Origin of the sequence: Nocardia sp. NPDC050435 (genome assembly GCF_040655395.1) — a bacterium.
Taxonomy (GTDB): domain Bacteria; phylum Actinomycetota; class Actinomycetes; order Mycobacteriales; family Mycobacteriaceae; genus Nocardia.
In genome coordinates, this window is sequence record NZ_JBFAJW010000004.1 from 730,405 (window position 1) to 756,793 (window position 26,389).

The window sequence follows — 26,389 nt, forward strand, 5'->3', positions numbered from 1 at the left end:
GATGTTTCGGAAATAGAAACACCTCCGAATGTTAGTGTTTCGATTATCGAAACGCAATGTCCAAGGAGTGCCATGGCCACCCCACGCCCCGGCCGCCCGGTCCGCGGCTCGACCACGGGCCGCCCGCTCATGGCCGCCTTCGACCTGCTCGGCCGTCGCTGGACCCTGCGCCTGATCTGGGAGTTGCGCGAGGGGCCGGTCGGCGCGCGCGCTCTGCTGGCGCGCTGCGACGGCCTGTCCTCGAGCGTCCTGTACCAGCGCCTCGGCGAACTCCTCGAAGCCCGGCTGGTCGACACGACCGCCGGCGGCTACGCCCTCACCCCGGTCGGCGCCCGCCTGTACACCGCCCTCGACCCGCTGGAGGAATGGGCCGCGGCCTGGGCCGAATCCGCCTCGGGCACTGGCGATTAAGGCTGCGGCAGCCGCGGCACCGACTCCAGCAGCCGGCGGGTGTACTCCGCGCGCGGCGACCGCAGCACCGCGTCCACCGCGCCCGACTCCACCACCCGCCCGTCCTTCATGACCACCACCCGGTGCGCGATGTGCTGTACCACCCCGAGATCGTGCGAGATCAGCAGCAGCGCGGTCCCGAACTCGGCCTGCAGGTCGGCGAGCAGGTCGAGGATCTGCGCCTGCACCGACACATCGAGCGCCGAGACCGGTTCGTCGGCGACGATCAGCGCGGGCCGGGGCGCGAGCGCCCGGGCGATCGCCACCCGCTGCCGCTGCCCGCCGGACAGTGTGCGCGGATGGCGATCCAGCAAGTCGCGCCCGAGCCGCACGGCGTCGAGGATCTCCCGGACCCGCCGCGCGCGTTCCCCGCCGCGAATCCCGGTGGTGTCCAGGCTTTCTCCGATGATCCGGGCCACGGTGTAGCGGGGGTCGAACGAGCTCAGCGGATCCTGCGCGATCAGCTGCGCGGTCCCGCGCCGCCGGCGCAGCTCGCGCTCGGGCAGTTCGCTCCACGGCACCCCGTCGACGACGACGCGCCCGGAACTCGGGGCGACCAGGCTCAGCGCCATCCGCGCGGTGGTGGTCTTGCCGGATCCCGACTCCCCTACGATGCCCAGGGTTTCGCCCGCGAACAGATCGAAATCGACGTCCTCGACCACGGTGCGCGATCCATAGGTCTTGCGTAATCGCTGTGCCGACAGCACGATTCGCGTGTCGTCGACGGTGCGCGGCGGCAGCGGCCGCCGATCGAGGTCCGACAGCGCGTGCCCCCGGGTGGCCGCCGAGGGCACCGCCGCCAGCAGCCCCTGTGTGTACGGATGCTCGGGCCGGGTCAGCACGGTGTGGGTGTCGCCCTGCTCGACCAGCACGCCGTCGCGCATGACCAGCACCCGATCGGCCAGCTCCGCGACCACCGCGAGATCGTGGCTGATCAGCAGCAGCGCGTTGCCCGCCGCCTTGCGCCGGCGCAGCAGTTCCAGGATTTGGCGCTGCACGGTGACATCGAGCGCCGTGGTCGGCTCGTCGGCGATGATCAGGCGCGGATCCCCGGCGATCGCCGTCGCGATCAGCGCCCGCTGGCGCAGCCCGCCGGAGAGTTCGTGCGGGTACTGCCGTAGCCGCAGTCCGGGTTCCGGAACACCCACGGCGGTCAGCAATTCCACGCTGCGCTCGGCCAGCGCCGCCCCGCGCAGGCCGGTGAGCGCCCGCTGCACCTCGGCCAGTTGCTGCCCGATCCGGCGCAGTGGGTCGAGCGACACCAGGGCGTCCTGCAGCACGAAACCGATCTTGCTGCCGCGGATCCGCCGCCACTGCCGCTCCCGGTATCCGAGGGCGTCCTGGCCGAACAGCTCGAACCGGTCCGCGCGCACCGCGGCCCCGGCGCCGGTGAGTCCCACCAGTGTCCGTGCGGTGACCGACTTTCCGGAGCCGGACTCGCCCACGATCGCCACGGCCTCGCCGGCGTCGATGCGCAGATCGATGCCGCGCACCACCTCCGTGCCCTTCGCCGGGAACCCGACTCGCAGGTTGCTGATCGAGATCAGGTTCGCGCTCATCCCGGAGACCTTCCGTCGTAGTGCCGTTGCCAATGCCGCCCGAGCGAACTCAGCGCGATGACGGTGGCGGTGACCGCCACACCGGGCAGCACCGCGATCCACCACGCGTTGCGCAGATAGTTGCGGCCGTCGGCGAGCATCGCGCCCCATTCCGGGGCGGGTGGCTGCGGCCCCATGCCGAGGAAGCTGAGCCCGGCGGCGCCGAGGATGGCCGTGCCGAGGCCGATGGTGGCCAGGATCGGCACCTGCGCGATGGCGTGCGGCAGGATGTGGCGCCGCACCAGCGTCGCCCGGGACAGCCCGAAGGTGCGGGCCTGCTCGACATATCCGGATTCGCGCACCACCAGCGTCTGCGCCCGCACCACCCGCGCGAAGCGGGGAATCGAGGCGATGCCCAGGGCGAACACCAGATTCGTGGTGCCGGGCCCGGTGAACGAGATCAGCACCAGGGCCAGTAGCAGGTCCGGGAACGCCGAGACCACGTCGAGGAATCGGGTGATCAGCTCGTCGGGCAGACCGCGGGCGAGCCCGGCGAGCAGCCCCAGCGCGGTGCCCGCGACGATGGCGATGGCGATGGCGGTGACGCCGATGAGCAGCGAGTAGCGCGCGCCGTGCACGACCCGGGTGAAGACGTCGCGCCCGAGATGGTCGGTGCCGAACCAGTGCTCGACGCTGGGCGCGAGCTGGGCGGCCAGCGGATCGGCGGTGAGCGGATCCGATCCGGCCAGCACGTCCGGCGCGAGGACCGCGATCGTGACCAGCCCGACCGTCAGCGCCGCCACCGCGACACCGGGCGCGATGCGGAAATCTCCTGTGCGCGTAGCGAGTACGCGGAGCGTCGTCATCGCGCCCCCGCCCGCCGGGAGTCGCGGCGCAGTCGCGGATCGAGCCACAGGTACAGCAGGTCGACCAGCGTGCTGATCACGACGTAGACGAACGCCGACAGGATCGCGACCGCGAGCACGATCGGAAGATCCTGGGCCAGTACCGCGTCGACGGTCACCCGGCCCAGGCCGGGCCGCCCGAAGACCTCCTCGATGATCACCGCGCCGCCCAGCAGCCCGCCGACCAGCCACCCGGTCAGCGTGACCGCGGGCAGTGCGGCGTGCCGCAGCCCGTGCCGCAGCCGCAATGCGCTCTCGCGCACCGACCACGAGCGCACCGTCACCGCGAACGGTTCCTCCAGTGCCCGTTCCAGCCCGTCGCGCAGCACCTGGGAGACGACCGCGCCGAGCGAGAGGCCCAGCGCCAGGGCGGGCAGCACCAGTGCGGTCCACCCCTTGTTCGCGGCCACCGGAAAGAGCTTCAGCTGGAAACTGAACACCGACAGCAGCACGATCCCGAGCCAGAACGCGGGTGTCGAAACCAGCGTCAGCTCAACGGCATTCGCGACGGCCCGGGACCGCCGCCGCCCGGCGGTCGTGGTCGCGACGACGACGGCGAAGACCAGCGCCACCAGCAGCGCCGCGCCGGTGAGCGCCAGCGTCGGGCCGGCCTGCCCGGCGAGTACCTCCGCGACCGGGCGTTGCAGCACGTAGGAGCGCCCGAAGTCGCCGTGCGCGACCGCCCACAGATAGCGGGCGTATTGCACGATGGCCGGGCTGTCCAGCCCCCATTCGGCGCGGATGGCCGCCTCGATCTCGGGGGTGCGCGGCTGCTCGCCGAGCAGCACGTCGACCGTGTCGCCCGGCGCCAGCCGCACGCCGACGAAGGACAGCGTGGCCGCGCCCCACAGCACGCCGAGGCCCGAGACCAGCCGCAGGGCAACCCGTTTCACCGTGCCGGTCGCGGCGGCGGCCGGGCCGGAGATCGGTTCGGCCGCCGGTGGCGCGGTGAGCTCGAGCGTCATGGACAACACCCCGGCGCGCTAGCCACGGCTGACCCAGATGTCGTAGGAGTTCTCCGGAAGCTGCTTGTAGGGCCGGAACCCCGCGCCGTGCACATGCTTGGCGGCCGCGATCTGGTTCTCCGGGATGTAGAGCGGTAGCCCGTAGGCCTTGTCCAGCAGGACGAACCGCTGCAGCTGCCCGTACTGCTTCGCCCGCTCGGCGGTGTCGATGGTGGCGGCCGCGGCCTGCAGCCAGCTCGCCAGCTGCGGATCGGTGGCCCGGCTGTAGTTCAGCGTTCCCTTCGATGTCGGCGGGTACCAGTGGTTTTCGATGTCGATGCCGCCGGTCAGCGTGTCGGAGTTGGCGATCGAGCCGAAGGTGTTGTTCTTGCGCACCTCGGAGTAGGTGCCCAGGTCGACGTAGGAGACCTTCAGGTCGATGCCCGCGTTCTGCTTGGCCTGGGCCTGTACCGCTTGCAGCAGCACCTCGCGCTGATCCCGGACGGTGGACTGCGCCTGCACCAGCTCGACGGTCAGGCGTTTGCCGTCCTTGGTGCGGAAGCCCTCGGAATCCTTTGCCGTCCAGCCCGCTTCGTCGAGCAGCCGGTTGGCGGTGTTCTTGTCCGCGCCGTAGGTCTGCTCGATGCTCTTGTCGTAGAACAGCGCGTCGACGCTGGAGGCGATGCCCCAGCCGCGGGTGCGCTGGCCGCGATAGATCGACCGCAGGATCGCGTCCACGTCCACCGAGCTGTTCAGCGCCTTGCGCACCTTCTCGTCGGCGGCCGGGCCGAAGGTGGCGTTCCAGTACAGGGTGTACGGGCTGCCGTTGTTCAGCGAGCGCTGGTAGGTGTATTCGGAGTCGTCCTCGAACAGGGCGGCGTCGTTGCCGGACACGCCTTCGATCAGGTCGACCTGCCCGGAGGTGAGCGCGCCGGTGCGCACCGAGGATTCGGGCAGGAACCGGTAGGTCACCTCGTCGAGGTAGGCCGGGCCCTGATGGGCCGCGTTCCGCGGCGCCCAGTTGTAGTCCGGGTTCTTGCGGAAGTGCAGTTCCTGGCCCTTGACATAGCGGTCCAGGATGAACGGCCCGGTGCCCGCGATCTCCGGCCCGCCCGCCTTGAGCTGCGGCTTGTCGAAGGCGGCGGGGGAGATGATGTCGAATCCGGCGGCGAAGTCGAGGAACGGCGCGTACGGGTTCTTCAGCGTGAAGACCACCGTGCGGTCGTCCCGTGCGGCCACCCCGGCCAGATTCGACAGCGGTCCGGAGGAGAAGCCGCCGGAGTAGGCCACATCCTGCATGGTGGTGAAGTTGCGCGCCACGGCGGCCGCGGTGAGCGGATTGCCGTCGGTGAACTTCACGTCCGCGCGCAGGGTGAAGGTGTAGGTCAGCTGGTCCGGCGACACCTCGTGCCCGGTGGCCAGCCACGGGACGAAACCGCCGTCCTGGGTGCGGGCCAGCAGGGTCTCGTAGGTGTTGCGCAGCATCAGCCGGGTGTTGGACTGGCCGTTCAGGTGCGGATTGAGCGTGGTCGGCTCGGTCTCCACGCCCCAGGTCAGCGAGCCGCCGCTGACCGGTTGCGCGGAATCGCCGCTCCCACCCTCGGTTCCACTGCACGCGGCCACCAGCAGCAGCACGGCGGTCGCCGATGCCAGAGCTGTCGATAGTCGCCGATTCCGCTTCACGCCGCGGCGCTCCTCTCCTCGATCAGGAAAATTGATTGGTCCGTGGTGACGACCGCGCCCTCCGACGCGGTCACGGTGACGACGCCGGCATGCGTCGCGGTCAGCTCGTGCTCCATCTTCATGGCCTCGACCACGCCCAGGAGCTGGCCTTTTTCGACCCGGTCGCCGGATTCGACGTGCAGGCGCACGAGCGTGCCCGGCATGGGGGAGCGGATCTCGGGATCGGTCTCGCTCGCCCCGAGGGTGCGGTACTCGACGTAGCGGACTTCCCGGACGACACCGGCCACCTGGCACACCCAGCCCGCGCCGGAACGCCGCACCCGCGCGGGCGTCCCGTCGATCGACACCTCGCCGGCCTCGGTGCGCACACCGGGCACGCCCGGCTCGGCGGGATCGGTGCGCAGCAGCGCGGCCGGACCGTCGTAGCCACTGACCCGCACGGTGAACGGCCGCCCGTCGACCGCGAAGTCGATGCTGCCGAGGTCGTGCCCGGCCGTGTCCAGCCAGATGCGGTCGCCGACCGGTGCGCCGGCCGACCAGGGGGTCGCGCGGTCGGGCGCGCTCGTGGTGGCGGCGACGGCCAGGGCGCTGAGCCGGTCCGGGTCGCCGAACTCGGTGCTCGGGTCGATCCGGTCGAGGTAGGCCGTATCGTGCTCGACCGCAACGACTTCCGGGGCGCCGAGCACCTGTGCGACGAAGCCGAGATTGGTGGAGATGCCGTTCCAGCGCACCTGCGCACACGCCGCCCGGGCGGCCGCCAGGGCGGCGGACCGGGTGGCGCCGGTGGCGACGAGCTTGGCGATCATCGGATCGAATCCGCCGGTGACGTGCAGCCGCCGGGTGAACGCGCGCTCGATCCGGAGCTCGGGCCACCGCGTCACCTTGAGTTCGCCCGGGCACGGCAGGAAGGACCGGAACGGGTCCTCGGCGTACATCCGGACCTGAACCGAGGCTCCGGTGGCGGTGATCTCGTCCTGCGCGGCGGGCAGCGCTTCGCCCGCGGCGACCCGTAACTGCCACTCCACCAAGTCGATACCGGTGATCTCCTCGGTCACGGTGTGCTCGACCTGGAGCCGGGTGTTCATCTCGATGAAGAAGAATTCCGTTCCCACCAGAAGGAATTCGAAGGTGCCCGCCCCGGTGTAGTGCAGGGCGCGGGCGCCGCGCACCGCGGCCTCGAACATCGCCGCGCGGGTGTCCTCGGGGATGCGCGGAGCCGGGGCCTCCTCGATCACCTTCTGGTGCCGCCGCTGCAGCGAGCAGTCCCGGTCGAAAACATGGACGACATTGCCGAATTCGTCGCCGAAGACCTGCACCTCGATGTGCCGCGCGCGCTCGACGTAGCGTTCCAGGTGCAGTCGCCCGTCGGCGAAGGCGGCGCTCGCGGTGCGGGTCGCCGAGGCCAGCGACTCGCGCAGGTCGGCGGCCGCGTACACCACCGACATGCCCTTGCCGCCGCCACCGCCGGCGGGTTTGACGATGAGCGGGTAGCCGATGCCGGCCGCCGCCGCGCTCAGCGCGTCGAGATCGGCGGTGGCCGTGGGAGTTCCGGGCAGCACCGGCACCCCGGCCGCGGCCATCACCTGCCGGGCCGAGGCCTTGTCGGCCATCGACTCGATGACACGCGAGCTGGGCCCGACGAACACCAGTCCGGCGGCGCGCACCCGGCGGGCGAACTCCGCGTTCTCCGACAGGAATCCGTAGCCGGGATGCACCGCGTCGCAACCGGTGTCGAGCGCGGCGCGGATCAGCGCCGCGGCATCGAGGTAGCCGCCAGCGGGCAGGCGGACGGTGGCCCGGGCGCCCGCGTGATAGGTCAGCTCCCGGTCCTCCTCGACGCTCACGGTGACGTAGTCGATGCCGAGGCGGTCGCTGGTCCGCGCGATCCGGGCGGCGATCTCGCCGCGATTGGCGATCAGAAGTTTGGTGATCACAGTCGCAGCACTCCGAAGGTCGCGGGCGCGGGTTCCGGCCGGTCCCAGCGCTCGTGGGCCAGGGACAGGCACTGCGCGAGCCAGCCGCGCGTGTCCTCGGGCTCGATGACGGCGTCGATCCACATGCGCGCGGCGATGTAGGCCGGCAGCGACTGGCGTTCGAAGCTGTCGATGATCGGCTGTTTGATCGCGGCCTCCTCGGCGGCGCTCAACTCCTTGCCCTCGCGGCGCAGCCGGTCCCGCTTCAGGATCGCCATCACCGCGGCCGCCTGCTCGCCGCCGACGCCGGTGGAGCGCGCGTTGGGCCACATCGCCATGAACTGGCCGCCCATCGAGCGCCCCGACATCGCGAAGTTGGCGGCGCCGAAGCTGCCGCCGATCACCAGCGAGATCTTCGGCACGGTGGCGCAGGAGACGGCGTTGACCATCTTCGCGCCGTGCTTGGCCACGCCTTCGCGTTCGTACTGTTCGCCGACCATGAACCCACTCACGTTGTGCACGAACAACAGTGGGATGCGGCGCTGGTTGCAGATCTGGATGAAGGTGGTGGCCTTGAGCGCGCTGTCGGGGAAGATCACGCCCTGGTTGGCGATGATCCCGACCTCGTAGCCGGCGATGCGCGCGGTGGCGCACACGATGGTGATGCCGTAGTCCTTGCGGTACTCGGTCCAGGACGCGGCGTCGACGACGCAGCGCAGGATCGCGCGGACGTCCATCTCCTTCTTGGTGGTGGCCGGGATCAGCGCGGGCAGCCGGGCCGGGTCGTCGGCCGGTTCCAGGGCTTCGAAACTCGGCGGGTGCACCCGGTCGCCGGGTGTGCGCGCGACGATCTCGCGCACCATCGCCAGCGCCTCCTCCTCGTTGGCGGCCAGGTGATCGGCCACCGCGGTCTGGCGGACGTGCAGGTCCGCACCGCCCAGGGTCTGGGCGTCGACCTTGATGCCGGTGGCCGCCTCGACCAGCTGCGGTCCGCCCAGGAAGACGGTGCTCAGGTCCTTGACCATCACGGTCTCGTCGCTCATCGCGGGTATGTAGGCGCCGCCCGCGGTGCAGATCCCGAGCACGGCCGAGATCTGCGGCAGGCCCAGCGCCGACATCTCCGCGATATTGCGGAACATCTTCCCGAGGTGTTCCTCGTCCGGGAAGATCTCCTCCTGCAACGGCAGGTAGATGCCGCCCGAATCGGCGAGATACACACAGGGCAGGCGGTATTCGCGGGCCAGCTTCTGTCCGCGCAGCTGCTTCTTGATGGTCAGCGGATAGTAGGTGCCGCCCTTGACGTGCGGGTCGTTGGCGAACACCATGCAGGGCCGCCCGTGGATGGCGCCGATCCCGACGACGAGCGCTGCGGCGGGCAGGTCGGTGTCGTACACCTCGTGCGCGGCCAAGCGGCCGATCTCCAGGAACGGGGTGCCCGGATCCAGGATCCGGTCGACGCGTTCGCGCACCGGCAGTTTCGCGTCGCCGGCCCGCCGGCGCGGGGCGACGACCTCGGCGCTGCGGTCGCGCAGCAGCTGGCGCTGGGCTTCGAACCCGGTGTTGCGTTCGATGGCGAGGGTCATGCCGGCTGCTCCGCTCGCTCGCTGTGCGCCGCCAGGCTCCCGCGCAGGGTGTCGGCGAATCGGTCGATGGTGGCCGGCTCCAGGTCGGCGCGCAGCATCAGGCGCAGGCCCGCGCTGCCGCGCCGGATGATCGGGAAGAAGATGGGGGAGGTGTAGAAGCCGGCGTCGAGCATGTCCTTGGCGACGGCGACGGTGGTGTCCTCGCGCCCGATGCTGACGAAGCGGATCGGCAGCCCGTCACCGCCGAGCTCGGTGTCGACCAGGGAGTCGAACAGCCGGACCCGTTCGCGCAGTTCGGTTTGCAGCCGGTCGACGGTGCCGTCGTCGTGCAGATCGCAGGCCGCGATGATGGCGCCCAGGCCCGCGGTGTTGATCCGCTGCGACCACATCAGCGGTCCGCTCGTGCGCAGCAGTGTGGGTTTGCGTGATTCGTCGCCGGGCGGACCGTAGAAGATCACGCCGCCGCTGGCGCCGAAGCCCTTGTTGAGCGAGGCGATGATCAGCGTCCGATCCCGCCAGCCGTCGTAGGCGCCCAGGACATAACCGCGCCCGTTCCGGCCGAGGGTCGAAATGCCGTGCGCCTCGTCGAAATAGAGGAAGAGACCGTATTCGTCCTGAAGCCGGTGCAATTCGGCCAGCGGTGCGCCGCCGCCGGTGCTGTAGACGCCGTCGGCGATGTAGGCGACGTGGGAGTGCTTGCGGCACAGCTCTTCCAGCGTGGCGATATCGTTGTGCTCGATGGTGACCAGCTCGGTCTCGTCGGCGACCAGCGGCTTCATCGCGTTCAGGCAGAAGTGCGCGTTCTTGTCGAAGACCACCAGGGGCGGGTGCCCGTCGGTGAGTTCCCCGGAGGCCAGCAGCGGCAGCGTCGCCCAGGCCGCCGCCGCGCAGGAGGAGACGGTCACGGCCTGCGCCCCGAAGGTCTGTGACAGGCGCTGCTCGGCCTCCTCCAGCAGGGCCAGCCGAATGCGCATGCGGGAGATAGAGGAATTGATCGTCGCGGTTTCGTCCAGGCCCCGGTGCGCGCCCGCGATGATGCGCGGGTCGCTGTCCAGCCCGAGGTAGGAATACGACGAGAAATTGACGATCGTGCGACCGTCACGGTCGTGCACTTTTCCGTCGCGCATATCCGCCGCGACTATATCGACCAGCCCGTGGGCGGTGCTGTCGTCCCAGAAAGTGTTGCTCAGCTGCAACTGCCGGCGAATATTGGCGAATTGGTGGGTGACCATTTCGGTTGTTCCTTTGTTCGCTTATTCTCTTGTGGGCGAGGGGGCTGCCACGACGACGACGTTGACGGCGGCGAGCACGGTGATGGCGAGTGACCAGGCGAGCAGCCCGGTGAGCGCGGGCCCGGCCAGCGAGGCGATGCCCGCGAGGCCCTGCTGGATCAGCGCGCACCACGAGACGGCCATCGCGCCACCGGCGACGAGGTGGCTCACGGCGTGCGCGGCGCTGTTGGGGAACAGGGTGGCCTGCCCGAATGTCGTTGTCACATAGCCGATCAAGAAGATCGGCAGCGCGAACGCGCGGGGTAGATCGAAGACCCAGACCGCGGTGATGAGCAGACAGCCCGCGAGCATGATCCACGCGCCCTGACGCATCATGGCCCGGGCGCCCAGGCGGCTCACCGCCCGCCGGACATAGGTCGCCCCGGCCAGGTAGGCGGCGCCGTAGAGCACGCCGAACAGGCCGAATACCCAGGGGGCCAACCGGAATCCGTCCGCGAAGATGAACGCTGACTTTTGCTGGATCATCACGATGACGGCGAAGCCGATACCGCCCGCCACCGCCGCGGCCAGGAACACGCGGTCGCCCAGCAGCCGGCGCGCGGTGCCGCCGGAGCGCGCGGTCCGTTCCGGTCGCGGCAGCCTGATCCGCAGGGCGAGCGCCACCGGCACGGCGGCCAGCACGGCCAAGACGACGAATCCGTAGCGCCAGCCGAGGGTGGAGGTGACGATCCCGCCGATCACCTGGCCGCCGCCGAGCGCGACGACGAAGGCCATGGACAGCAGGGCGAGTTGCCGCGCCAGCTCGGCGCCGGTGAACAGATCCTTGATCATCATCCGCCCGATGACCGCGATACCACCCGCGCCGATGGCCTGAATCACGCGCAGCGACAACAGCTCCGGCGCGTTCTGGATCAGCGCCAGCCCCGCGCTGGCGAGGACGAAGCACAGCCCGGCGGCCACGAAGGCGGGCACCCGGCCGAATCGTTCCGCGACCCGGCCCCACGCGACCACGGGCAGGGCGGCGAACACCACGAAGACGGCCACCGACAGCTGCAAGGTGCTCTCGCTCGCCGCGATGTCGGCGCCCAGCGCCGGCATGCTCGGCAGATAGATCGTGGTCGCCATCTGCGCGACGATCACCGCGCCGCAGGCGATGGCGACGACGTCGCGGCGTGGCGCGGTCGTCGACTTCGGATCGGTCAGTTGCCGCACATTCGGTCACTCCCCTGCGCCCCACAGCAGTGACGCCGCGATTCGACTGTCGGCGTCACTCGTCCGGATTTCGGAACCGTCCACAAGATTTACGCTGTCCGACAGTGCCGGGACAGGATTAGAATCGCTCTGATTTTCGAACGCGGGTTACCTACGGCGGCAACCATTTTGAGCCCGATCGGGCCACCGGGCACAGTTCTGAAACGGCCGTGACCTGGCCATTCCGCCTACCGGGCGATCGCACCCGGGCGTACACTGTCGGCCATCGAGCGAGCATCCCTGACCAGAGTGGGGTGAGTTCATGGGTCCACGGTGGGACCCGGCCGGAGCGGTGGCCCAGATCGAAGCGGCCTACCGTCATCCCGGGCCGGTCGGCGCGACCGATCCCTCGGCACTGCCGCAGCGAGCCGAGTATTTCGGTGCGGCGCTGGGTTTCGCGCTGGCGAATCCCCGGGCGATGAACCGGCTGCACCGCGCCACCGCGCGACTGACCGGTGTGTCCACCCTGAGCGCGCTGCTGCCGCGGATCCTCGAGGCCGCGCTGGAGCTCACGGGCGCGGATTTCGGCGATGTCCAACTGCGCGACCCGGCGACCGGAACCCTGTGGCTCACCACCGAATTCGGCTTCGAGGCCGAGTTCCTGGAGTACTTCGCGGTGGTGCACGACACCGGTTCCGTCTGCGGCCGCGCGGCGGTGAGCGGGCAGTTGGTGGTGCCCGACGTCGCCGCGGATCCGGCTTTCGCCCCGCACCGCGATATCGCCGCCGCGGCGGGCTTCCGCGGGGTGCAGTGCACCCCGCTGCTGGATTACGCCGGCCGGGTGGTGGGCATGGTGTCCACCCATTTCCGGGACGCGCGGCGGCCGACCGACGAGGAGTTGCGCATCCTGCGGCTCTACGCCGACTGTGCCGGAGCGGCGATCGCGCGCTGCCTCGGCGAGGGTTGCGGCACGGCCTTCGATCCGATCGGTCAGGCGATGGTGGCCGCCCTGCTGGCCGGGTCGGGCGACGTCGGCGAGGCGGCGGAGCCGCCGTCCGGCGCCCCGCGGCCGCTGCTGCCCCCAATCGACCCGGCGCGCGATCTCAGCGACGGCGCGGCGCTTTTCGCCGCGACCAGCGATCGGCTGGTCCGGCACCTGTTCGACGTCGGTCTGCGGTTGCACCGGCTCGAGGCGATCTTCGATCGGGCCGACGCGTCACCGCAGGACATGCGCGCGGCCCGCGCGGCGGTCACGGGCGTGGTCGAGGATCTGGACATGCTCACCCGCGACGCCGGGCTGGCCATGCTGGCCCTGGCGAGCGAACAGGCCGCGGGCCCGAAACCGGTTCGCCGCAACGCGATCCGCCGCAAACATCGCTGGTGAGCCGTACCCGCGTGCGGAGCCGGAGGTACCCCGCGCTTGTCACGCCCTAACCAGGACATCTAACATCCCTGTTATGAAGATGGGTGAGGGCGTCGAATGGGGTCTGCACTGCTGTGTCACGCTGGCCTGGCTGCGGGACGAAGGGCCGGTGCCGATCGCGCGGCTGGCGGCCTGGTTCGACCTGCCCGTCGAGTACTTGAAGAAGCGGCTGCAAGCGCTGGTGCGGGCGGGCATTCTCAACTCCACGCCGGGCGTGCGTGGCGGGCTCGCACTGGCGCGGCCCCCGGAGCGGATCACCCTGCTCGATGTCGTCACGGCCCTGGAGGGTGGTGTGGATCCTTTCCGCTGCACCGAGATTCGGCAGCGTGGGGCCAGTGGCGCGAGTGCCGCCGACAAGTTCAGCCGGCCGTGCGGGATCGCGATGGCGATGCGGCGCGCCGAGCTGGCCTGGCGGCGGGAGCTGGCCGGGCAGACCATCGCCGATCTGGTCGCGGCTGCGCCCGCCAGTTCGGCGCACCGTACCCGGCAGGGGTTCGCGGGCCTGCGGTAGTCGTTGCTGTGCGGCCAGCGATCATTGTTCGCCATAAATGGGGATAGAAAATATCCCTGATAGGGAAAGGGAGTGCGTAATGTCCGAGATCTTGGTGGTGGGTGGCGGATTCGCGGGGGTCTGGGCGGCAGCTGCGGCCCAGCGGCTGGTGGGCGACCGCGAGGTGTCGGTGACCCTGGTCGCGCCGGGGCCCGATCTGGTGATCCGCCCTCGTCTGTACCAGGCCGAGCCGGAGCGGATGCGGGTGCCGCTGGATCGGGTGCTGGGGCCCATCGGCGTGCGGCGCGTCGCCGCGACCGTCGACGCCGTCGATGCCGCGCAGGGTAGGGTCCGCGCTGTCGGTTCAGATGGTCGTGAGTTCGAATTGACTTACGACAGAATGATTCTGGCTACCGGCAGTCGGCTCGTGCGCCCGAACTTCCCGGGCGCCGAGCTGATGCACGACGTGGACACCTTGCCCACCGCGACAGCGCTGGACGCACACCTGCACCGGTTGCCGGCCGGGCCCGGCGCGTGCACCGCGGTGGTGGTCGGCGCGGGTTTCACCGGCTTGGAGATCGCCACCGAACTCGTCACCCGGATGCGGGCCGTCGCCGGGGATCGGCGTGTGCGCGTCGTGCTGGTGGAGCAGGCCGAGGTGGTCGGACCGGAACTCGGCCCCGGTCCGCGCCCGCACATCGAGGCGGTCCTGGCGAAACTCGGTGTGGAACAACGACTCGGCGTGCGGGTCACCGCGGTCGACGGGGACGGCGTCACCCTGTCCGACGGCAGCCACGTGCCCGCCGCCACCGTCGTCTGGACCGCAGGCGTGCAGGCGGGGCCGCTCACCACCGCCCTGCCCGGCAGCCGGGATCACCTGGGCCGCCTCGCGGTCGACGCCTACCTGCGCGTGCCCGCCGCCCCGGCCGTGTACGCCGCCGGCGACACCGCCGCGACTCCCGACGCCGCGGACACCCGCGTCCTCCCGTGCTGCCAGCACGCCCTGCAACTGGGCCGCTACGCCGGTCACAACGCCGCCGCCGATCTGCTCGGCCGCGCGCCCGTGCCCTTCGTGGCCGAGCCGTATGTCACCTGCCTGGATCTCGGCGCGACCGACGCCGTGTTCACCACCGGCTGGGAACGCCGGGTCGTCGCGACCGGAGCCGCTGCCAAGGAGCGCAAGCGCAACGTCAACGAGCGCTTCATCTATCCGCCCGTCGACGACCCGGACGAACTGCTGCGGCAGGCCGACTACCGGTTCTCCGTCCGGCAGCTCGCCCGGACCTGAACAGGCCCGCGACCGCGTCGATTCCCCGAAACGGCAACGTTTTTGGCCGAAATCGCGAGCAGCTCGGATGCTTCGACGCGGAGGTGATCCGTTATGGATACGACAACGAATGTCACGACGCCGGAGGTCCGGCGCACCCGGCTGCCCGGCGGGGTCTATCTGCTGAGTTTCTGCCTGTTCGCGATGGGCAGCGCCGAATTCCTGCTGGCCGGGGTGCTGCCGCAGGTGGCCGCCGATCTGGGGGTCACGCTCTCGTCCGCGGGCATGTTGATCACCGCGTTCGCGCTGGGCGTCGTGCTGGGCGGCCCGCCGTTCGCGGTACTCAGCCTGCGGTGGCCGCGCCGGACCGCGCTCGTCGCCACCCAGGCGGTGTTCGCGGTCAGCGTTGCCGCCGGGTTGCTCGGCGACTACCCGGTGCTGCTGGTGAGCCGCTTCGTTTCCGGACTCGCCTACGCTGGGTTCTTCGCGGTCGCGGCGGTGACCGCCGTGAGCCTGGTGCCGCCGGAGCGCACCGCGCGAGCGTCCGGGGTGGTGGTCAGCGGACTCAGCGTCGCCATGGTGGTGGGCGGTCCGTTCGGCACGCTGCTCGGGCACGTCACCCAGTGGCGCGGCGGATTCTGGGCGGTGGTGCTCCTGACACTGGCCGGGCTGGCCGGCTGTGTGCTGGCCCTGCCCGCCACGACCACGGAGACGGTCCGTCCGAGTGTGCGGCGTGAACTGGCCACCATGCGAAAGCCGCGGCTGTGGAACATCTTCGGGATCACGATCCTGACCACCGCGGCCTACATGATCACGTTCAACTATCTGGCCGCGCTGCTCACCGAGGTGACCGCGCTCGACGAAGTGTGGATCCCGGCGGTCCTGTCGCTGTTCGGGATCGGCGCCTTCGCCGGGCTCTCCGTCGGCGGCCGGATCTCCGATCGCCGGCCGCACCTGGCGCTGCTGACCGGAGCACTGGGGATCGCGGCGCTGTCGGTGCTGCTCGCAGTCGCCATGACCCGGATCTGGGTGGTGCTGCCGGTCGTATTCTTGCTCGGCGCAGCGGCTTTCGTGCTGAACCCCGCGCAGTACGGCCGGGTCTTCGCTCTCGCCGCGCAGGCGCCGACCCTGGCCGGGGCCACGACGGTCTCGGCCTTCCAGCTCGGCATCAGCCTCACACCGATGCTGGCGGCCGTGTTCCTCGACCGCGGCGCGGCGCTGACCGCGGTCTGCGTGGTCGGCGCGGTGCTCGCGCTGGCCGCCGTCCCGCTGATCCTGTTCGATCGCACCGGGGTCAGCTCCAGGCCCGCAGCTTCTCGGGATTCCGGATCACCCAGACCCGCGTGATCCGATCCCCGACGATGTCGAAGGCGTAGACCGAGACGATCCGGCCGCCGTCCTCGGCGACCAGGCCGGGCTGGCCGTTCACGGTGCGCTCCAGCAGGTGCAGCGTGCCGACGTGGGCGGCCACCCGGGCCAGGGTGTGGGCGATTTGCTCGCCGCCGTGGATCGGCTCGGGGAAGGTCGCCGCCCGGCCGCCACCGTCGGCGGTGGCCGTCGCCCCCGGGTCGAGCAGACCGATCAGGGCCTCGATATCGCCTGTCTCCCAAGCTTTTTTGAAATCCCGGACGACCTCGGCATGCCGGGGATTCGGCACGACCCGCGCGGTGTCGACGCGGCGGCGCGCGCTGGAGGCGAGCTGACGGCAGGCCGCGGGGGTGCGCCCCACGATCTCGGCGACCTCGGCGAAGGAGTAGCGGAACACATCGTGCAGGACGAAGGCCACCCGTTCGGCGGGCGTCATCGACTCCAGCACGACCAGGAACGCCATGCTGATCGACTCGTCCAGGGTGACCCGGTCGGCCGGGTCGGCGGGCGCGGGGCCGTCGACCCACGCCGACCGGCCGGGCACCGGTTCCGGAATCCATTCGCCCACATACTGTTCCCGCCGGGCGCGGGCCGAGCCGAGCAGGTCGAGGCAGATCCGGCCCGCGACCGTGGTGAGCCACGCGCCGGGCGCGGCCACCTCCCGCCGCTGCCGCTCGGTGAGCGCGTACCAGCGCGCGTAGGTCTCCTGCACCACGTCCTCGGCTTCGGCCAGCGAGCCGAGCAGCCGGTAGGCGAGGTTGACGAGTTGACGGCGTTCGCTGAGCACCGCGGGCAGCTGCGGGTCGGTCATGATCGGCTCCTTCGATTCGCGCCTCACCGAATCCGACGACGTGGCCGCCGATTTTGTGAGGTGGCCTGACATTCCGGCGGACTGCGTCGTCGGAAGGGGAGACACCGTCAGCACACCAGGAGTTCCCGATATGACCAGAATCGGCATCATTCTCGGCAGTACCCGGCCCGGCCGCCGCGGCGAGCAGGTGGCCCGCTGGGTCCTCGACGCGGCCGCGCGGCGCGGCGACGCCGAATTCGACCTGATCGACCTGCGCGCGCACCCCCTGCCGCACCTGGACGAGGCCGTGCCGCCGATGTTCGGCCCGTCCGAGCACGCGCACACCCGAGCCTGGGCCGAGCGGATCGCTCCGTTCGACGGCTTCGTCATCGTGACCCCGGAGTACAACGGCGGCATCCCCGGCGTCCTGAAGAACGCCCTCGACCACCTCTTCGAACAGTGGAACGACAAGGCCGTGGGTTTCGTCTCCTACGGCGCGGGCGGGGGCGCCCGCGCGGTGGTGCAGCTGCGCTCGGTCTGCAGCGCGCTGGGCCTGGCCGATGTCGGCTACCAGGTCGCCGTCTCGGTGGTCACCGATTTCGAGAATCACACCACCTTCGTGCCCGGCGAGCACCACGCCGTCGCGCTGGCCAAGACCCTGGATCAACTGCTCGCGTGGAGCACCGCGCTCGCGCCGCTGCGGTCCGCGACGACCCTCGTCACCTCCTGAGGAGCCCCGATGACCACCGACGACACGATGATTCGGCACCGGATCGACCAGTTGATCGACGGGCTGCGCGCCCGCGACCGCGCCGCCGTCGCCCGGCTGTACACCCCCGATGTGGTGTCCTTCGACGTGGAGGCCCCGCTCCAGCACGTCGGCCTGGCGGCCAAACTCGCGAACTGGGACAAGGTATTCACGTTCTTCGAGACCGTGGACTACGAGATCCGCGACCTGAACGCGACGATCGGCGGCGACGTCGCCTTCGCCCACGGCTTCGGCCGCCTCAGCGGCAAGCTGCAAGGCGGGCCGCAGGTCCCGGGCATGTGGGTCCGAGTCACCTTCGGCCTGCGCGAGATCGACGGCGAGTGGCTCATCGCCCACGATCAGGTGTCGGTGCCGCTCGACATCGCGACCGGCGCGGGAGTAGTCGACCTGGAACCCTGAACCGAATCGAAATCGCATCGATCGCTACCGTGCGTCGCCGAGCGATCCGGTAGCGACAAACTCGGCGTTATCATCGATCCGTGCCGTCGATCCCGGACGCTCACAGCGATATCGAGCGAGCCTGGCGTCAGTACGCCGCCGAAATGGATCGTGCCGCCCGGGCCGCCGCGGTGGCCGCCGTCCACGAAGAGCGCGAGCACCGGCCGCCGGAGACGATGCAGCCGTTTCGACGGCGCATGGCCCTGCTGCATCGCGAGATCGAGCAGCGCCACCGCACGTGCGCTCGCCTCCATCGCCGCTATGCCCTGGGCCTGCAGAAGTGGTCCGCCGGCGGCGCGCGGAAAACGCGGCCGGTCTTCATGGCCACGGTCGCCGCAGACCTGTGCGTCGACAGCCTCGCCCTCACCCTGTTCGACGGCCGCAGGCAGGAACTGCTCTCCGCCGCCTCGGATTCGCGCGCGCGGGCCGCGCTCGAGCTCGAGGCGTCCCTCGGCGAGGGGCCGGCCGGTGAGATCGCCGACGGCGCGGAATCCGTGCTGGTCGAGGGCGAAGGTCTGGCCGATCGCTGGCCGCGCTTCGGCCGAGCCGTCGCCGAGTACCGGATCCGATCCGTCGTCGCGGTGCCGCTCGCGGCGGGCCGCAGCCGCCTCGGCGCGCTCTGCGGTTACTGCGAGCAACCCCGGCCGGCGGCCGAGATCGTCCGGAGCGCAGGCACTCTCGCCGACGTTCTCGCCCACACCGTGCTGCTCGGTGGCACCCGCGATCCCGATGGCACACCGGCCGGCGGAATCTTCGACGAAGCCGAATACCCCAGCGCCGTCGATCTGGCCGCCGGGATCGTGGCCGCGCAACAACGGTGCACGATCGACGCGGCGCTGGTACTGCTGCGCACCCACGCCGCGTCCCAGGGCCTGGCCCTGGGGCAGCTCGCCCGGCGCGTGGTCCGGGACGGACCGCCTTCGACGCTGGCCGTGGATTCCGCCCCGGCCGACTGAACGACTCTGTCGGGCAGGGGAATTACCGGAGTCAGCGCACCGGCTGGCCGGTGGCGACGGGCTGGGCTGTCCCCGGCTCGCTCGCGACCATCGGATCCAGCGCCGGATCGATGTCGATCGTGCGCCGCAGCGGACGGTTCGGCAGCAGGGTGGTCGCCAGCAGGGCGACGACGGCGGCTCCGGCGGCGATGAGGAAGATCCGGCCGGTCGCGTCGCCGTAGGCCGCGCGCACGATGGTGGCGATCGGTTCGGGCAGGGCGGCGATGTTCAGGTTGCTGCCGCCGGAGGCGCTGGGCTGCACGCCGATTCGGGCGAACCCCGCGGCCGAGAGATCGCCCACCCGGGTGGCCAGGATCGAGCCGAGCACCGAGACGCCGATCGCGCCGCCGAAGGTGCGGAAGAAGGCGACGCTGCTCGAGGCCGAACCGATGTTGTGCACGCTGACGGTGTTCTGCACGGCCAGCACCAGGTTCTGCATCATCATGCCGACGCCGAGACCGACGGTGGTGATGAACAGCCCGACCAGCCACAGGTTGGTCGCGTGATCGATGGTCGAGAGCAGTGCGAAGCCGACCACCAGGAGGGCGCCGCCGGTGACGACGAAACCCTTCCACTTGCCGAACCGCGTGATCAACTGACCGGAACCGACCGAGCCGATGAGCATGCCCGCGACCATCGGAATGGTCAGGATGCCCGCGGTGGTGGGGGAGTAGCCGCGCGCGGTCTGGAAGTACTGGCCGAGGAAGGTGGTCGCGCCGAACATGCCGACGCCGACCGCGATCGAGGCGATGATCGCCAGACCGGTGGTGCGTTCGGTGATGATCGGCAGCGGAATGATCGGCGACTTGGCGCGGGATTCGACCCACAGCGTGGCGAGCAGCAGCAGCACACCCGCCCCGACGTAGATCGCCGAGGTCCAGGAGAACCAGGCGTAGTGGCCGGCCTTGCCCGCGAACGACACCCAGATGAGCAGGATGGAGACGCCGGCGGTCAGCAGCGTGGCGCCGAGCCAGTCGATCGAGACGCCCTGCTTGGGTTCGGTGGGCAGGCGCAGGGTGCGCTGCAGCAGCACCAGCGCGATCACCGCGAGCGGCACACAGACGAAGAAGGTCCAGCGCCAGCCGAGCGGGCTGTCGACGATGACGCCGCCCAGGATCGGGCCGCCCGACATCGAGACCGCCATGACGGCGCCCATGTAGCCGGAGTACCGCCCGCGTTCGCGCGGCGCGACGATGGAACCGATGATCGCGACGGTGAGCGCGGTCAGACCGCCCATGCCGACGCCCTGAATAGTGCGCGCCACCAGCAGAACCGGCACATTGTGCGCGAATCCGGCGATGATCGAGCCGACGACGAAGATGACGATCGCCGTCTGCACCAGCAGCTTCTTGTTGAACAGATCCGCGAACTTGCCCCAGATCGGTGTGGACGCGGCGTTGGCCAGCAGCGCCGTCGTGATCACCCAGGCGTACGCGGTTTGCGAACCCTCCAGGTCGCCGATGATGGTCGGCAGCGCGGTCGCGACGATCGTGGTGCTGAGCAGGGCTGTGAACAGCGCGGCCAGCAAGCCGGTCATGGCTTCCAACACTTCGCGGTGCGACATCGCGTAGGGATCGCGCGGCGTCACCGCCTCGACTGAACTAGACATTCGTTCCTGACTCTCTCCCGGACCCGGCCGGTGGCTTGCCGTGGTGCGCCTGTGCGGTCAGCGCGTTCTTCAGCTTCTGGACGGTCACGCACGCCTGCTCGGCTTCGTCCTCGCTCCATTCCGCGAGGGCGGCCTGCAGCCCGTGCGCCCGCGAAAGCCGGACGCGATGCAGCAGGTCGAGACCCTCCTCGGTCACCCGGATGACGTTGGCGCGGCCGTCGCTGGGGTCGGCGTGCCGGCTGATGAAGCCCGATCCGACCAACTCGGCGACCTGCCGGCTCAGCACCGACTGGCTGATGCACAGCTGTGCCGCCAGATCGCCCTGCCTGCTCGGCCCCTTGGCCTCGAGAATCCCGAGCACCGCGGCCCCGCCCGGAAGAAGTTCGCCTTCCTCCGGATGATGCAGCGCGAGACGCATCGCCCGGCCGACCAGGTAGAGCTCTCTGATCAGGTCCTCAGCGGTATCGGCGGACACGGCCACGATCGACTCCAAGCACCAGATGGTTGTTGCAATACACAACTATAATTTACTTACTTGTACTAAGCAACTGGCTTTGCGTCGGCATGCGAACAACCCGGTGGATCGGGGGAGTGGGACGCCGCGGTGCTGGCCGAGTGGGATGTGCCGATCCTGCTGTCGATCGGGCACGCGAATTGGCATCGGGATGTCAGGTGATTTGCGCTGACCATAGTCTTCGAGAGGTGTTGCTACCTGCGAAGATGTGACGCAACCCGACGGACTCCTCGGCTGACGATGGGTGTCGTGCTCGCCGTTTGGACACAGAGGGTGTGGCCCGTGGTTAACCCAGATGAAGTCGCGACAGGATCACATTGGGCGAGCCGCCTCGGCGATCCGGACACCGAGGTCGTCGAGTTCGTCGAGGACTGCCCCGGCGCCCCAGATCTGGTTGCGTTTCCGGTCGGTGAGCGGCCGTAGTACGCCGGCTTCGGCCAGGCGATCGATTGCCGCGAAAACACTGCTGCGAGAAGCGTTTGTCAGGGCTTCCGCCTCCTCGGCGGACAGGATCGGATGGGCAGGCAGCTGTCCGAGTAAAGCAGCGGCGGCGCTGCCGGCGCGCACGCCGCCGAGCAGGTCGCGCCACTCGCGAGGGATCTCGTCGCGCAGTCGCTCGGCTGTCGTTCGCGACTGCGCCGCCGCGATCGCCGCACAGCGCGCGAAATCCGAGATGAGCGGCCGCACGTCACCCGTCCGGTAGAGCGTGAGCAGCTCGAAATAGCGGTCGCGCCGGGCTACCAGTGCCGACGCGAGCGGAACCACCACCAGCGTGGTCACGCCACGCAACCGCAGCACACTGTTGATGAGCGCCCGCCCGATCCGGCCGTTGCCATCGGTGAACGGATGGATGGACTCGAACTGCGCGTGGGCGACCGCCGCTTGCGCGAGCGCCGACAGATCGCTCCGGTTGACGAACGTCTCCAGATCGGCCATGTAGTCGGCCACGGTGTCCGGTGGGGGCGGAATATAGAGCGAACCACGCGGCGAATGGTCGCTGCCGCCGATCCAGTTCTGCATGTCTCGGAAGCGCCCCGCATGCATGTGTTCGTACTTGTCGTCGGCCATGAGAATGCGATGCGCGGCAAGGAAATTCGGTATGGTGACCCGCCGCTCTCGGGAGGCGGAGCCGATCAGTGCATCCAGCGCGTCCGTTGCGGCGGCCATCGCCACCGCCGAAGGGTTGCTCCGAATGCCGTGTAGCGCGCGAGCGTAATCGTCGAGATCGGCGTCGATGGCTTCGATCTTCGACGACGCCACCGACTCGGTGCGCAGTAGCAGTAGCCCCAACGCCTCGAGTTGGTCCCCATGCGCGGCGTCCAACACCGCGATCTCCCGAACCGCCGTCTCCAATTCGGTCGACAGCGCAGCATCGATGTCAACCGCCTGTCCGGCGATCTTTGGTGGCAGGGACACCTCGATCTCCCGCAGCATTCGATCGTCCCGGGTGCCGCCGCGATGCGTCTGCTGCCACGCTCGCCGCTCCCGGGTGTGCGCGGGCCACGTTGTCGACACAGACGCCTCCTAACCCGGAAAAGCCACGACTTTAGTCCGATTTAACTCCATAACTCGGACTAACGCAACGATAAATCCGAGTTGTCGCCGGACGCGGGTGCGAGCATGGACCAGGTTTGCCTGCACCCTGGTATGGCAGGCTGGAAGCGTGAACCAACTGGGCGCTGCGACCTCTCCCTACCTACGTCAGCATGCCGATAATCCAGTTCATTGGCGGGAGTGGGATGCCGCTGCTTTGGCCGAGGCGGCCGAGCGGGATGTGCCGATCCTGCTGTCAATCGGGTACGCGAGTTGTCACTGGTGCCATGTGAGTTACTAAGTACCGTAGTCTCCGAAAGGTGTTGCTACCTGGGGAGATTCGATGCGACCTGATGAAAATGCCTCGGCCGTCGATGGTGCTGTGCTCGCCAAGCTGGATATGGAGATGCGGGGTGCGCCCGCGAATCTTCCAAGTCCGGCCGAGCTGGCCGAGTCCGGTGCGGTCTGCGTCGTGGCCTATGCCCGGATCTCAGACCTCTCCGGCAAGAGGGGGACGAGCAAGACCGCCAAGGGCGTAACCAACCAGCACAGCACGAACCACAGCACTGCTCGGCGCGAGAACCTGGTGATCGTTCGGTACTACACCGACAACGACCTCTCGGCCTCGAAGGATGCTTTCCGGCCCGACTTCGAGATGATGTTGACCCACCTGCACAAGGGTGTAACCCCGGAGGGCTACCCGATTCACGGCGTGGTCGCGGTGGACGAGGACCGTATCTACAAGCTCCCTGCCCAGTGCAGTACTTCATTGAGGCTTTCCGGGCGGCCCCTGATCGCGTGTTCGCCGACGACTATGGCACCCAGGATCTGTACTCGGAGAACTCCGAGATCATTGGCCTGTTCGGTGTCGCAATTGCTATGGGGGAGAACAGGAAACGGCGTAGCCGGACCCGGAGGTGGCATGAGGGGCAAGCGCGCAGGGGTATCGCCCACACCGGTGGCCGGGTCTTCGGGTACGAGCCGGTGGAGGCGAAACCTGGTGAGATCCAGGTAGTTCCGGAGGAAGCCGCAGTCATTCGTAAGGCGGTCGCAGCGTGCATCGCCGGGCAGTCCTGGGGCACCATCACGAAGATCTTCCAGGAGTCGGGGATACCAACTGCTAAGGGCGGGCCGTGGCGGGACCAGACCGTCAAACAGATCGTCTCGAACCCGCGCAACGCAGGGCTCCGAATCCTCGGCGAGAACAACGACGTCTACCGGGATGAGCACGGTGAGCTGAAGCTAGGCCAGTGGGAAGCCATCATCACGCTGGCTGAGTGGGAGAAGGTAGCTGAGCGGTATCGCCCTCGGAACCGGATCGGCAAGAACAAACTTCCGAAAGGTGTTGTGTCTCGGGTGTATCTGGGGAGCGGCTTGTATCGGTGCGGGAATCTGATGGAGGACGGGCCTCGCTGCAACTGCGTGATGTCCGGCCGGAAGAACGACAAGGGGCGCGCCAAGTACCGGTATGGCTGCCGTCCGGTAACCAATGGCGGATGCGGTGGCGTCTCCATCGCTGGCGAATGGATAGACGAGAAAATCGCCGAGCTCGTCTTGCTGGCGTTGGAGGAGCGCCCGGAGGTCGTCTCGGAACTAAAGTGGGACAAGGAATCCGAACTCGAGGCCGCATTGCGTCGGCGCGGCGACTTCGAGGCGCGGTGGAATCTCGGCGTGATCGATGACGAGCGGTTCTATCGGATGCTGCCGGGTCTCGATGAGGCGGTGAACAGGCTCCGCCGGGAGCGCGCCGCGTTCCAGAAGGCCAACACGGTGCCGGTCGAAACCGCCGCCCAACGCCGAGAACGTTGGCACAAACCCGTCGAAGAGGGCGGCTACGACCTTCAGCAGAAGCGATCGATCCTATTCGCGGAGCTGGCGGCTGTCGTGATCTACCCGGTCGGCAAGGGGACGCAGAAGCGTTCGCTGGACAGCTTCAAGCCGGTATGGAAGACGGCGGAATAGGGCCCGGGGCCGCCGGAACTGAGAATTAGTCGGCGGGGCCTCGGCTGCCGAAGCTGCACGTCAGTGTGGCGTAGAACCGCTAGTGAAAGCCGGGCTCGTGACCGGCACAGGCCGCCCAGGAACACACTCCGAGGTAGGATGACCGGGTCTGCGCCTGGTATTAGCTGTGTTCCGTGACGAGGAGATGCTGCATTCATGTCGAAGAGTGGCGCTGTGGTAAAAGAATGGGTTCCTGAACCACGTCTTTGGAATTTGGACCATCTGACCGGTTCGGGTACCAAACTGGCACTACTTCCCGATCGGCTTGATCTTGAGACCGAGATGGCCTATTACCGAGAGGAAGTGGCAGGGACACTGAAATTAATCCAACGTCAGCTGCCAGACGCCGATTTCTCTCTGCCATCAACTCAAAGAAGATATTTGAGCGAATATGGAATAGATGGCGTCACGACATTTATTGGTCTCGCGATTCTAACTCCGCTTATCTACGACGTTGCAAAGGCCTGTGTTTCTGCTGCGGCAGTTCGGGTGCGGGCCCGGCTCGGGATGGCTCCTACTGAGAACGTAGCGCAGCAGCCGATTACTCTGCGAGTGGCTTTTTTGAATTCTGGCTCCTCTGAAGTGCGCGGGATTGAGATTACCGGAACTGTCGAAGAAGTTGAAAGAGTCTTGCTGGGCTTGGTGGACACAAGCGGAGCGGGGGAACTCGGCCGAGAGTCGGACGTTGAGTAGGCGAATGGGCGTCCGTGGCGTGATAATTCGAACCGGCGTCCCAATACTCCCCGCTGCAGGCCAGCGAAGGGCTAACGCGCTCTTGGCCGATGGGTGCGCCGCTATTTTGCGTTCCTATCAGCAATACGGTAAGGCACTCTTGGATCTGATTACTTGCCTCTCGGGTCGCCTTGAGGAAATTCCCGGCCACGATTTCTATCGCCAGAATCCACCGAGGGCATGCGCTCGCGTGAGTCCGGTCGTTAATCGGTCATGGGAACCTGTAAGGCGAAAAGTCCAGAGTTATCATGGTCGATCTGAGATAGAAAAGCATGCCCGGCAATCTCTGAGTGCTGCAATTTCGGCATTCAACTTCTTTGACGAATTATCCAATCGGCCGGATCTGGCGGAGATGGCTCACATTCAGGCGCACAGATCTGGTGAACTTGTAGGTCAAATCTTTGGGTGCACTGCCGAGCATAAGGACGGGGAGTACTGGGACGTCTGCGCCCTTCAATTGATGCATCTGCGTGTCGGTCTATCGGCAGGAATGAATACGGTTCGCTGCTGCTCGATATGCTCTGAGGAGATTGATTTGTGCGAGCATCAGCTCGATGAACTGTATACGGTCATTGCAGATCGCAAAGAGGACGGCACTTGTACCGCGTGCGGTAGAACATCGTGCAATCACGCCGTAGGGGATTCAGTGGACTGCTACCCCGGTGTGCTTCATCGCGATGTTGAGTTGAACGAAGTCAGCATGGTGCGCTTCCCGCGCGATCCGCTTGCTCGACTTGCTGGTGTGCAAATGGATGAGGAGACGGTTACAAAAATACTTGACGGCAGGCCTATGGGTGGGACTATTAGCTGTCATCGATGCATTGGTCCATGCGGCGGATTCTCCTATCCTTTCGAAGGACCTGATATCCTGAAAATGGACTTCCTCTAACTCGACACTGAAACTTACGCCTAAATATTGAAGGTCTGGTATCGATGTGACCCGTGAGCCTATCCCGCCAGAGACGCAGGCCCGTATACTCGCAGAAAGCCGCCGCCGATGTGCCGTTTGTTTTGGCCTTGA

23 protein-coding genes and 2 pseudogenes are annotated in these 26,389 nt (G+C 68.4%); 13 read left to right on the forward strand and 12 right to left on the reverse strand.

Annotation, left to right across the window (positions count from 1 at the left end; all coding sequences use genetic code 11):
- Window positions 1-72: 72 nt before the first annotated feature.
- Complete coding sequence (locus AB0I43_RS15695; RefSeq protein WP_357432214.1) at window positions 73-411, forward strand: helix-turn-helix domain-containing protein; 339 nt, start codon at window positions 73-75, stop codon at window positions 409-411.
- On the opposite strand, the gene AB0I43_RS15700 is transcribed toward AB0I43_RS15695, so the two are convergent.
- The 8 genes from AB0I43_RS15700 to AB0I43_RS15735 are packed head-to-tail and all read right to left on the reverse strand — an operon-like array spanning window position 408 to window position 11,460.
- Window positions 408-2,009 (reverse strand): ABC transporter ATP-binding protein, encoded by a 1,602-nt coding sequence (locus tag AB0I43_RS15700; protein WP_357432216.1) that lies wholly within the window; start codon window positions 2,007-2,009, stop codon window positions 408-410. The genes AB0I43_RS15695 and AB0I43_RS15700 overlap by 4 nt on opposite strands.
- Window positions 2,006-2,854 (reverse strand): ABC transporter permease, encoded by an 849-nt coding sequence (locus AB0I43_RS15705; RefSeq protein WP_357432218.1) that lies wholly within the window; start codon window positions 2,852-2,854, stop codon window positions 2,006-2,008. Before AB0I43_RS15705 ends, AB0I43_RS15700 begins: the two co-directional genes overlap by 4 nt.
- Window positions 2,851-3,858, reverse strand: coding sequence for an ABC transporter permease (locus AB0I43_RS15710; RefSeq protein WP_357432220.1), 1,008 nt, complete (start codon window positions 3,856-3,858; stop codon window positions 2,851-2,853). Before AB0I43_RS15710 ends, AB0I43_RS15705 begins: the two co-directional genes overlap by 4 nt.
- A gap of 18 nt (window positions 3,859-3,876) precedes the next feature.
- Window positions 3,877-5,520 carry an ABC transporter substrate-binding protein gene (locus AB0I43_RS15715; protein WP_356973456.1) on the reverse strand — a complete coding sequence of 548 codons (1,644 nt, stop codon included), beginning with the start codon at window positions 5,518-5,520 and terminating at the stop codon, window positions 3,877-3,879.
- Window positions 5,517-7,454 carry a biotin carboxylase N-terminal domain-containing protein gene (locus AB0I43_RS15720; protein ID WP_357432222.1) on the reverse strand — a complete coding sequence of 646 codons (1,938 nt, stop codon included), beginning with the start codon at window positions 7,452-7,454 and terminating at the stop codon, window positions 5,517-5,519. Before AB0I43_RS15720 ends, AB0I43_RS15715 begins: the two co-directional genes overlap by 4 nt.
- Window positions 7,451-9,016 (reverse strand): carboxyl transferase domain-containing protein, encoded by a 1,566-nt coding sequence (locus AB0I43_RS15725; protein WP_356973458.1) that lies wholly within the window; start codon window positions 9,014-9,016, stop codon window positions 7,451-7,453. The genes AB0I43_RS15720 and AB0I43_RS15725 overlap by 4 nt, the downstream gene beginning before the upstream one ends.
- Window positions 9,013-10,248: an aminotransferase class I/II-fold pyridoxal phosphate-dependent enzyme gene (locus AB0I43_RS15730; protein ID WP_357432224.1), complete on the reverse strand. Its 1,236-nt coding sequence runs from the start codon at window positions 10,246-10,248 to the stop codon at window positions 9,013-9,015. The genes AB0I43_RS15725 and AB0I43_RS15730 overlap by 4 nt, the downstream gene beginning before the upstream one ends.
- 21 nt (window positions 10,249-10,269) lie before the next feature.
- Complete coding sequence (locus AB0I43_RS15735; protein ID WP_357432226.1) at window positions 10,270-11,460, reverse strand: MFS transporter; 1,191 nt, start codon at window positions 11,458-11,460, stop codon at window positions 10,270-10,272.
- A 301-nt stretch (window positions 11,461-11,761) separates the two neighbouring features.
- On the opposite strand from AB0I43_RS15735, the gene AB0I43_RS15740 reads away from it, so the two are divergent.
- The 4 genes from AB0I43_RS15740 (at window position 11,762) to AB0I43_RS15755 (ending at window position 15,966) form a co-directional block, all read left to right on the forward strand.
- Complete coding sequence (locus AB0I43_RS15740) at window positions 11,762-12,823, forward strand: GAF domain-containing protein (RefSeq protein ID WP_356973461.1); 1,062 nt, start codon at window positions 11,762-11,764, stop codon at window positions 12,821-12,823.
- Window positions 12,824-12,896: 73 nt separating this feature from the next.
- Window positions 12,897-13,373, forward strand: a complete 477-nt coding sequence (locus AB0I43_RS15745) for an Rrf2 family transcriptional regulator (RefSeq protein WP_357432228.1) — start codon at window positions 12,897-12,899, stop codon at window positions 13,371-13,373.
- 79 nt (window positions 13,374-13,452) lie between these two features.
- Window positions 13,453-14,640: an FAD-dependent oxidoreductase gene (locus AB0I43_RS15750; protein ID WP_357432230.1), complete on the forward strand. Its 1,188-nt coding sequence runs from the start codon at window positions 13,453-13,455 to the stop codon at window positions 14,638-14,640.
- A 93-nt stretch (window positions 14,641-14,733) separates the two neighbouring features.
- Complete coding sequence (locus AB0I43_RS15755; protein WP_357432232.1) at window positions 14,734-15,966, forward strand: MFS transporter; 1,233 nt, start codon at window positions 14,734-14,736, stop codon at window positions 15,964-15,966.
- Here AB0I43_RS15755 and sigJ read toward each other — a convergent pair.
- Complete coding sequence (sigJ, locus tag AB0I43_RS15760) at window positions 15,914-16,798, reverse strand: RNA polymerase sigma factor SigJ (protein ID WP_357432234.1); 885 nt, start codon at window positions 16,796-16,798, stop codon at window positions 15,914-15,916. The genes AB0I43_RS15755 and sigJ overlap by 53 nt on opposite strands.
- 130 nt (window positions 16,799-16,928) lie before the next feature.
- Here sigJ and AB0I43_RS15765 point away from each other — a divergent pair, with 130 nt between their 5' ends.
- The 3 genes from AB0I43_RS15765 to AB0I43_RS15775 all read left to right on the forward strand — a co-directional run bounded on the left by AB0I43_RS15765 (window position 16,929) and on the right by AB0I43_RS15775 (window position 18,940).
- Complete coding sequence (locus tag AB0I43_RS15765) at window positions 16,929-17,507, forward strand: NAD(P)H-dependent oxidoreductase (protein WP_357432236.1); 579 nt, start codon at window positions 16,929-16,931, stop codon at window positions 17,505-17,507.
- Between the two features lie 9 nt (window positions 17,508-17,516).
- The gene (locus tag AB0I43_RS15770; protein ID WP_357432238.1) at window positions 17,517-17,945 is read left to right on the forward strand and encodes a nuclear transport factor 2 family protein; all 429 of its coding nucleotides are present in this window, start codon (window positions 17,517-17,519) and stop codon (window positions 17,943-17,945) included.
- 80 nt (window positions 17,946-18,025) lie between these two features.
- Entirely contained in the window at window positions 18,026-18,940 is a 915-nt protein-coding gene (locus AB0I43_RS15775) for a GAF and ANTAR domain-containing protein (protein ID WP_357432240.1), read from the forward strand.
- 31 nt (window positions 18,941-18,971) lie between these two features.
- Here AB0I43_RS15775 and AB0I43_RS15780 read toward each other — a convergent pair whose 3' ends face one another.
- The 3 genes from AB0I43_RS15780 to AB0I43_RS15790 all read right to left on the reverse strand — a co-directional run bounded on the left by AB0I43_RS15780 (window position 18,972) and on the right by AB0I43_RS15790 (window position 22,617).
- Window positions 18,972-20,588: an MDR family MFS transporter gene (locus AB0I43_RS15780; RefSeq protein ID WP_357432242.1), complete on the reverse strand. Its 1,617-nt coding sequence runs from the start codon at window positions 20,586-20,588 to the stop codon at window positions 18,972-18,974.
- Window positions 20,581-21,081: a MarR family winged helix-turn-helix transcriptional regulator gene (locus AB0I43_RS15785; RefSeq protein ID WP_357432244.1), complete on the reverse strand. Its 501-nt coding sequence runs from the start codon at window positions 21,079-21,081 to the stop codon at window positions 20,581-20,583. The genes AB0I43_RS15780 and AB0I43_RS15785 overlap by 8 nt, the downstream gene beginning before the upstream one ends.
- Before the next feature lie 333 nt (window positions 21,082-21,414).
- Window positions 21,415-22,617 (reverse strand): Fic family protein, encoded by a 1,203-nt coding sequence (locus tag AB0I43_RS15790; protein ID WP_357432246.1) that lies wholly within the window; start codon window positions 22,615-22,617, stop codon window positions 21,415-21,417.
- A gap of 148 nt (window positions 22,618-22,765) precedes the next feature.
- Between AB0I43_RS15790 and AB0I43_RS15795 the strand changes: the two are divergent.
- The 5 genes and pseudogenes from AB0I43_RS15795 to AB0I43_RS15815 all read left to right on the forward strand — a co-directional run.
- Window positions 22,766-22,927, forward strand: a pseudogene (locus AB0I43_RS15795) (DUF255 domain-containing protein); the annotation flags it as partial.
- Window positions 22,928-23,041: 114 nt separating this feature from the next.
- Window positions 23,042-23,308, forward strand: a pseudogene (locus tag AB0I43_RS15800) (hypothetical protein); the annotation flags it as partial.
- Between the two features lie 83 nt (window positions 23,309-23,391).
- Window positions 23,392-24,597, forward strand: coding sequence for a recombinase family protein (locus AB0I43_RS15805; RefSeq protein ID WP_357432248.1), 1,206 nt, complete (start codon window positions 23,392-23,394; stop codon window positions 24,595-24,597).
- 195 nt (window positions 24,598-24,792) lie between these two features.
- The gene (locus AB0I43_RS15810; protein WP_357432250.1) at window positions 24,793-25,329 is read left to right on the forward strand and encodes a hypothetical protein; all 537 of its coding nucleotides are present in this window, start codon (window positions 24,793-24,795) and stop codon (window positions 25,327-25,329) included.
- A gap of 139 nt (window positions 25,330-25,468) precedes the next feature.
- On the forward strand, window positions 25,469-26,257 hold the full coding sequence (locus tag AB0I43_RS15815; protein ID WP_357432252.1) for a hypothetical protein: 789 nt from the start codon (window positions 25,469-25,471) through the stop codon (window positions 26,255-26,257).
- The last annotated feature ends 132 nt before the right edge of the window (window positions 26,258-26,389 follow it).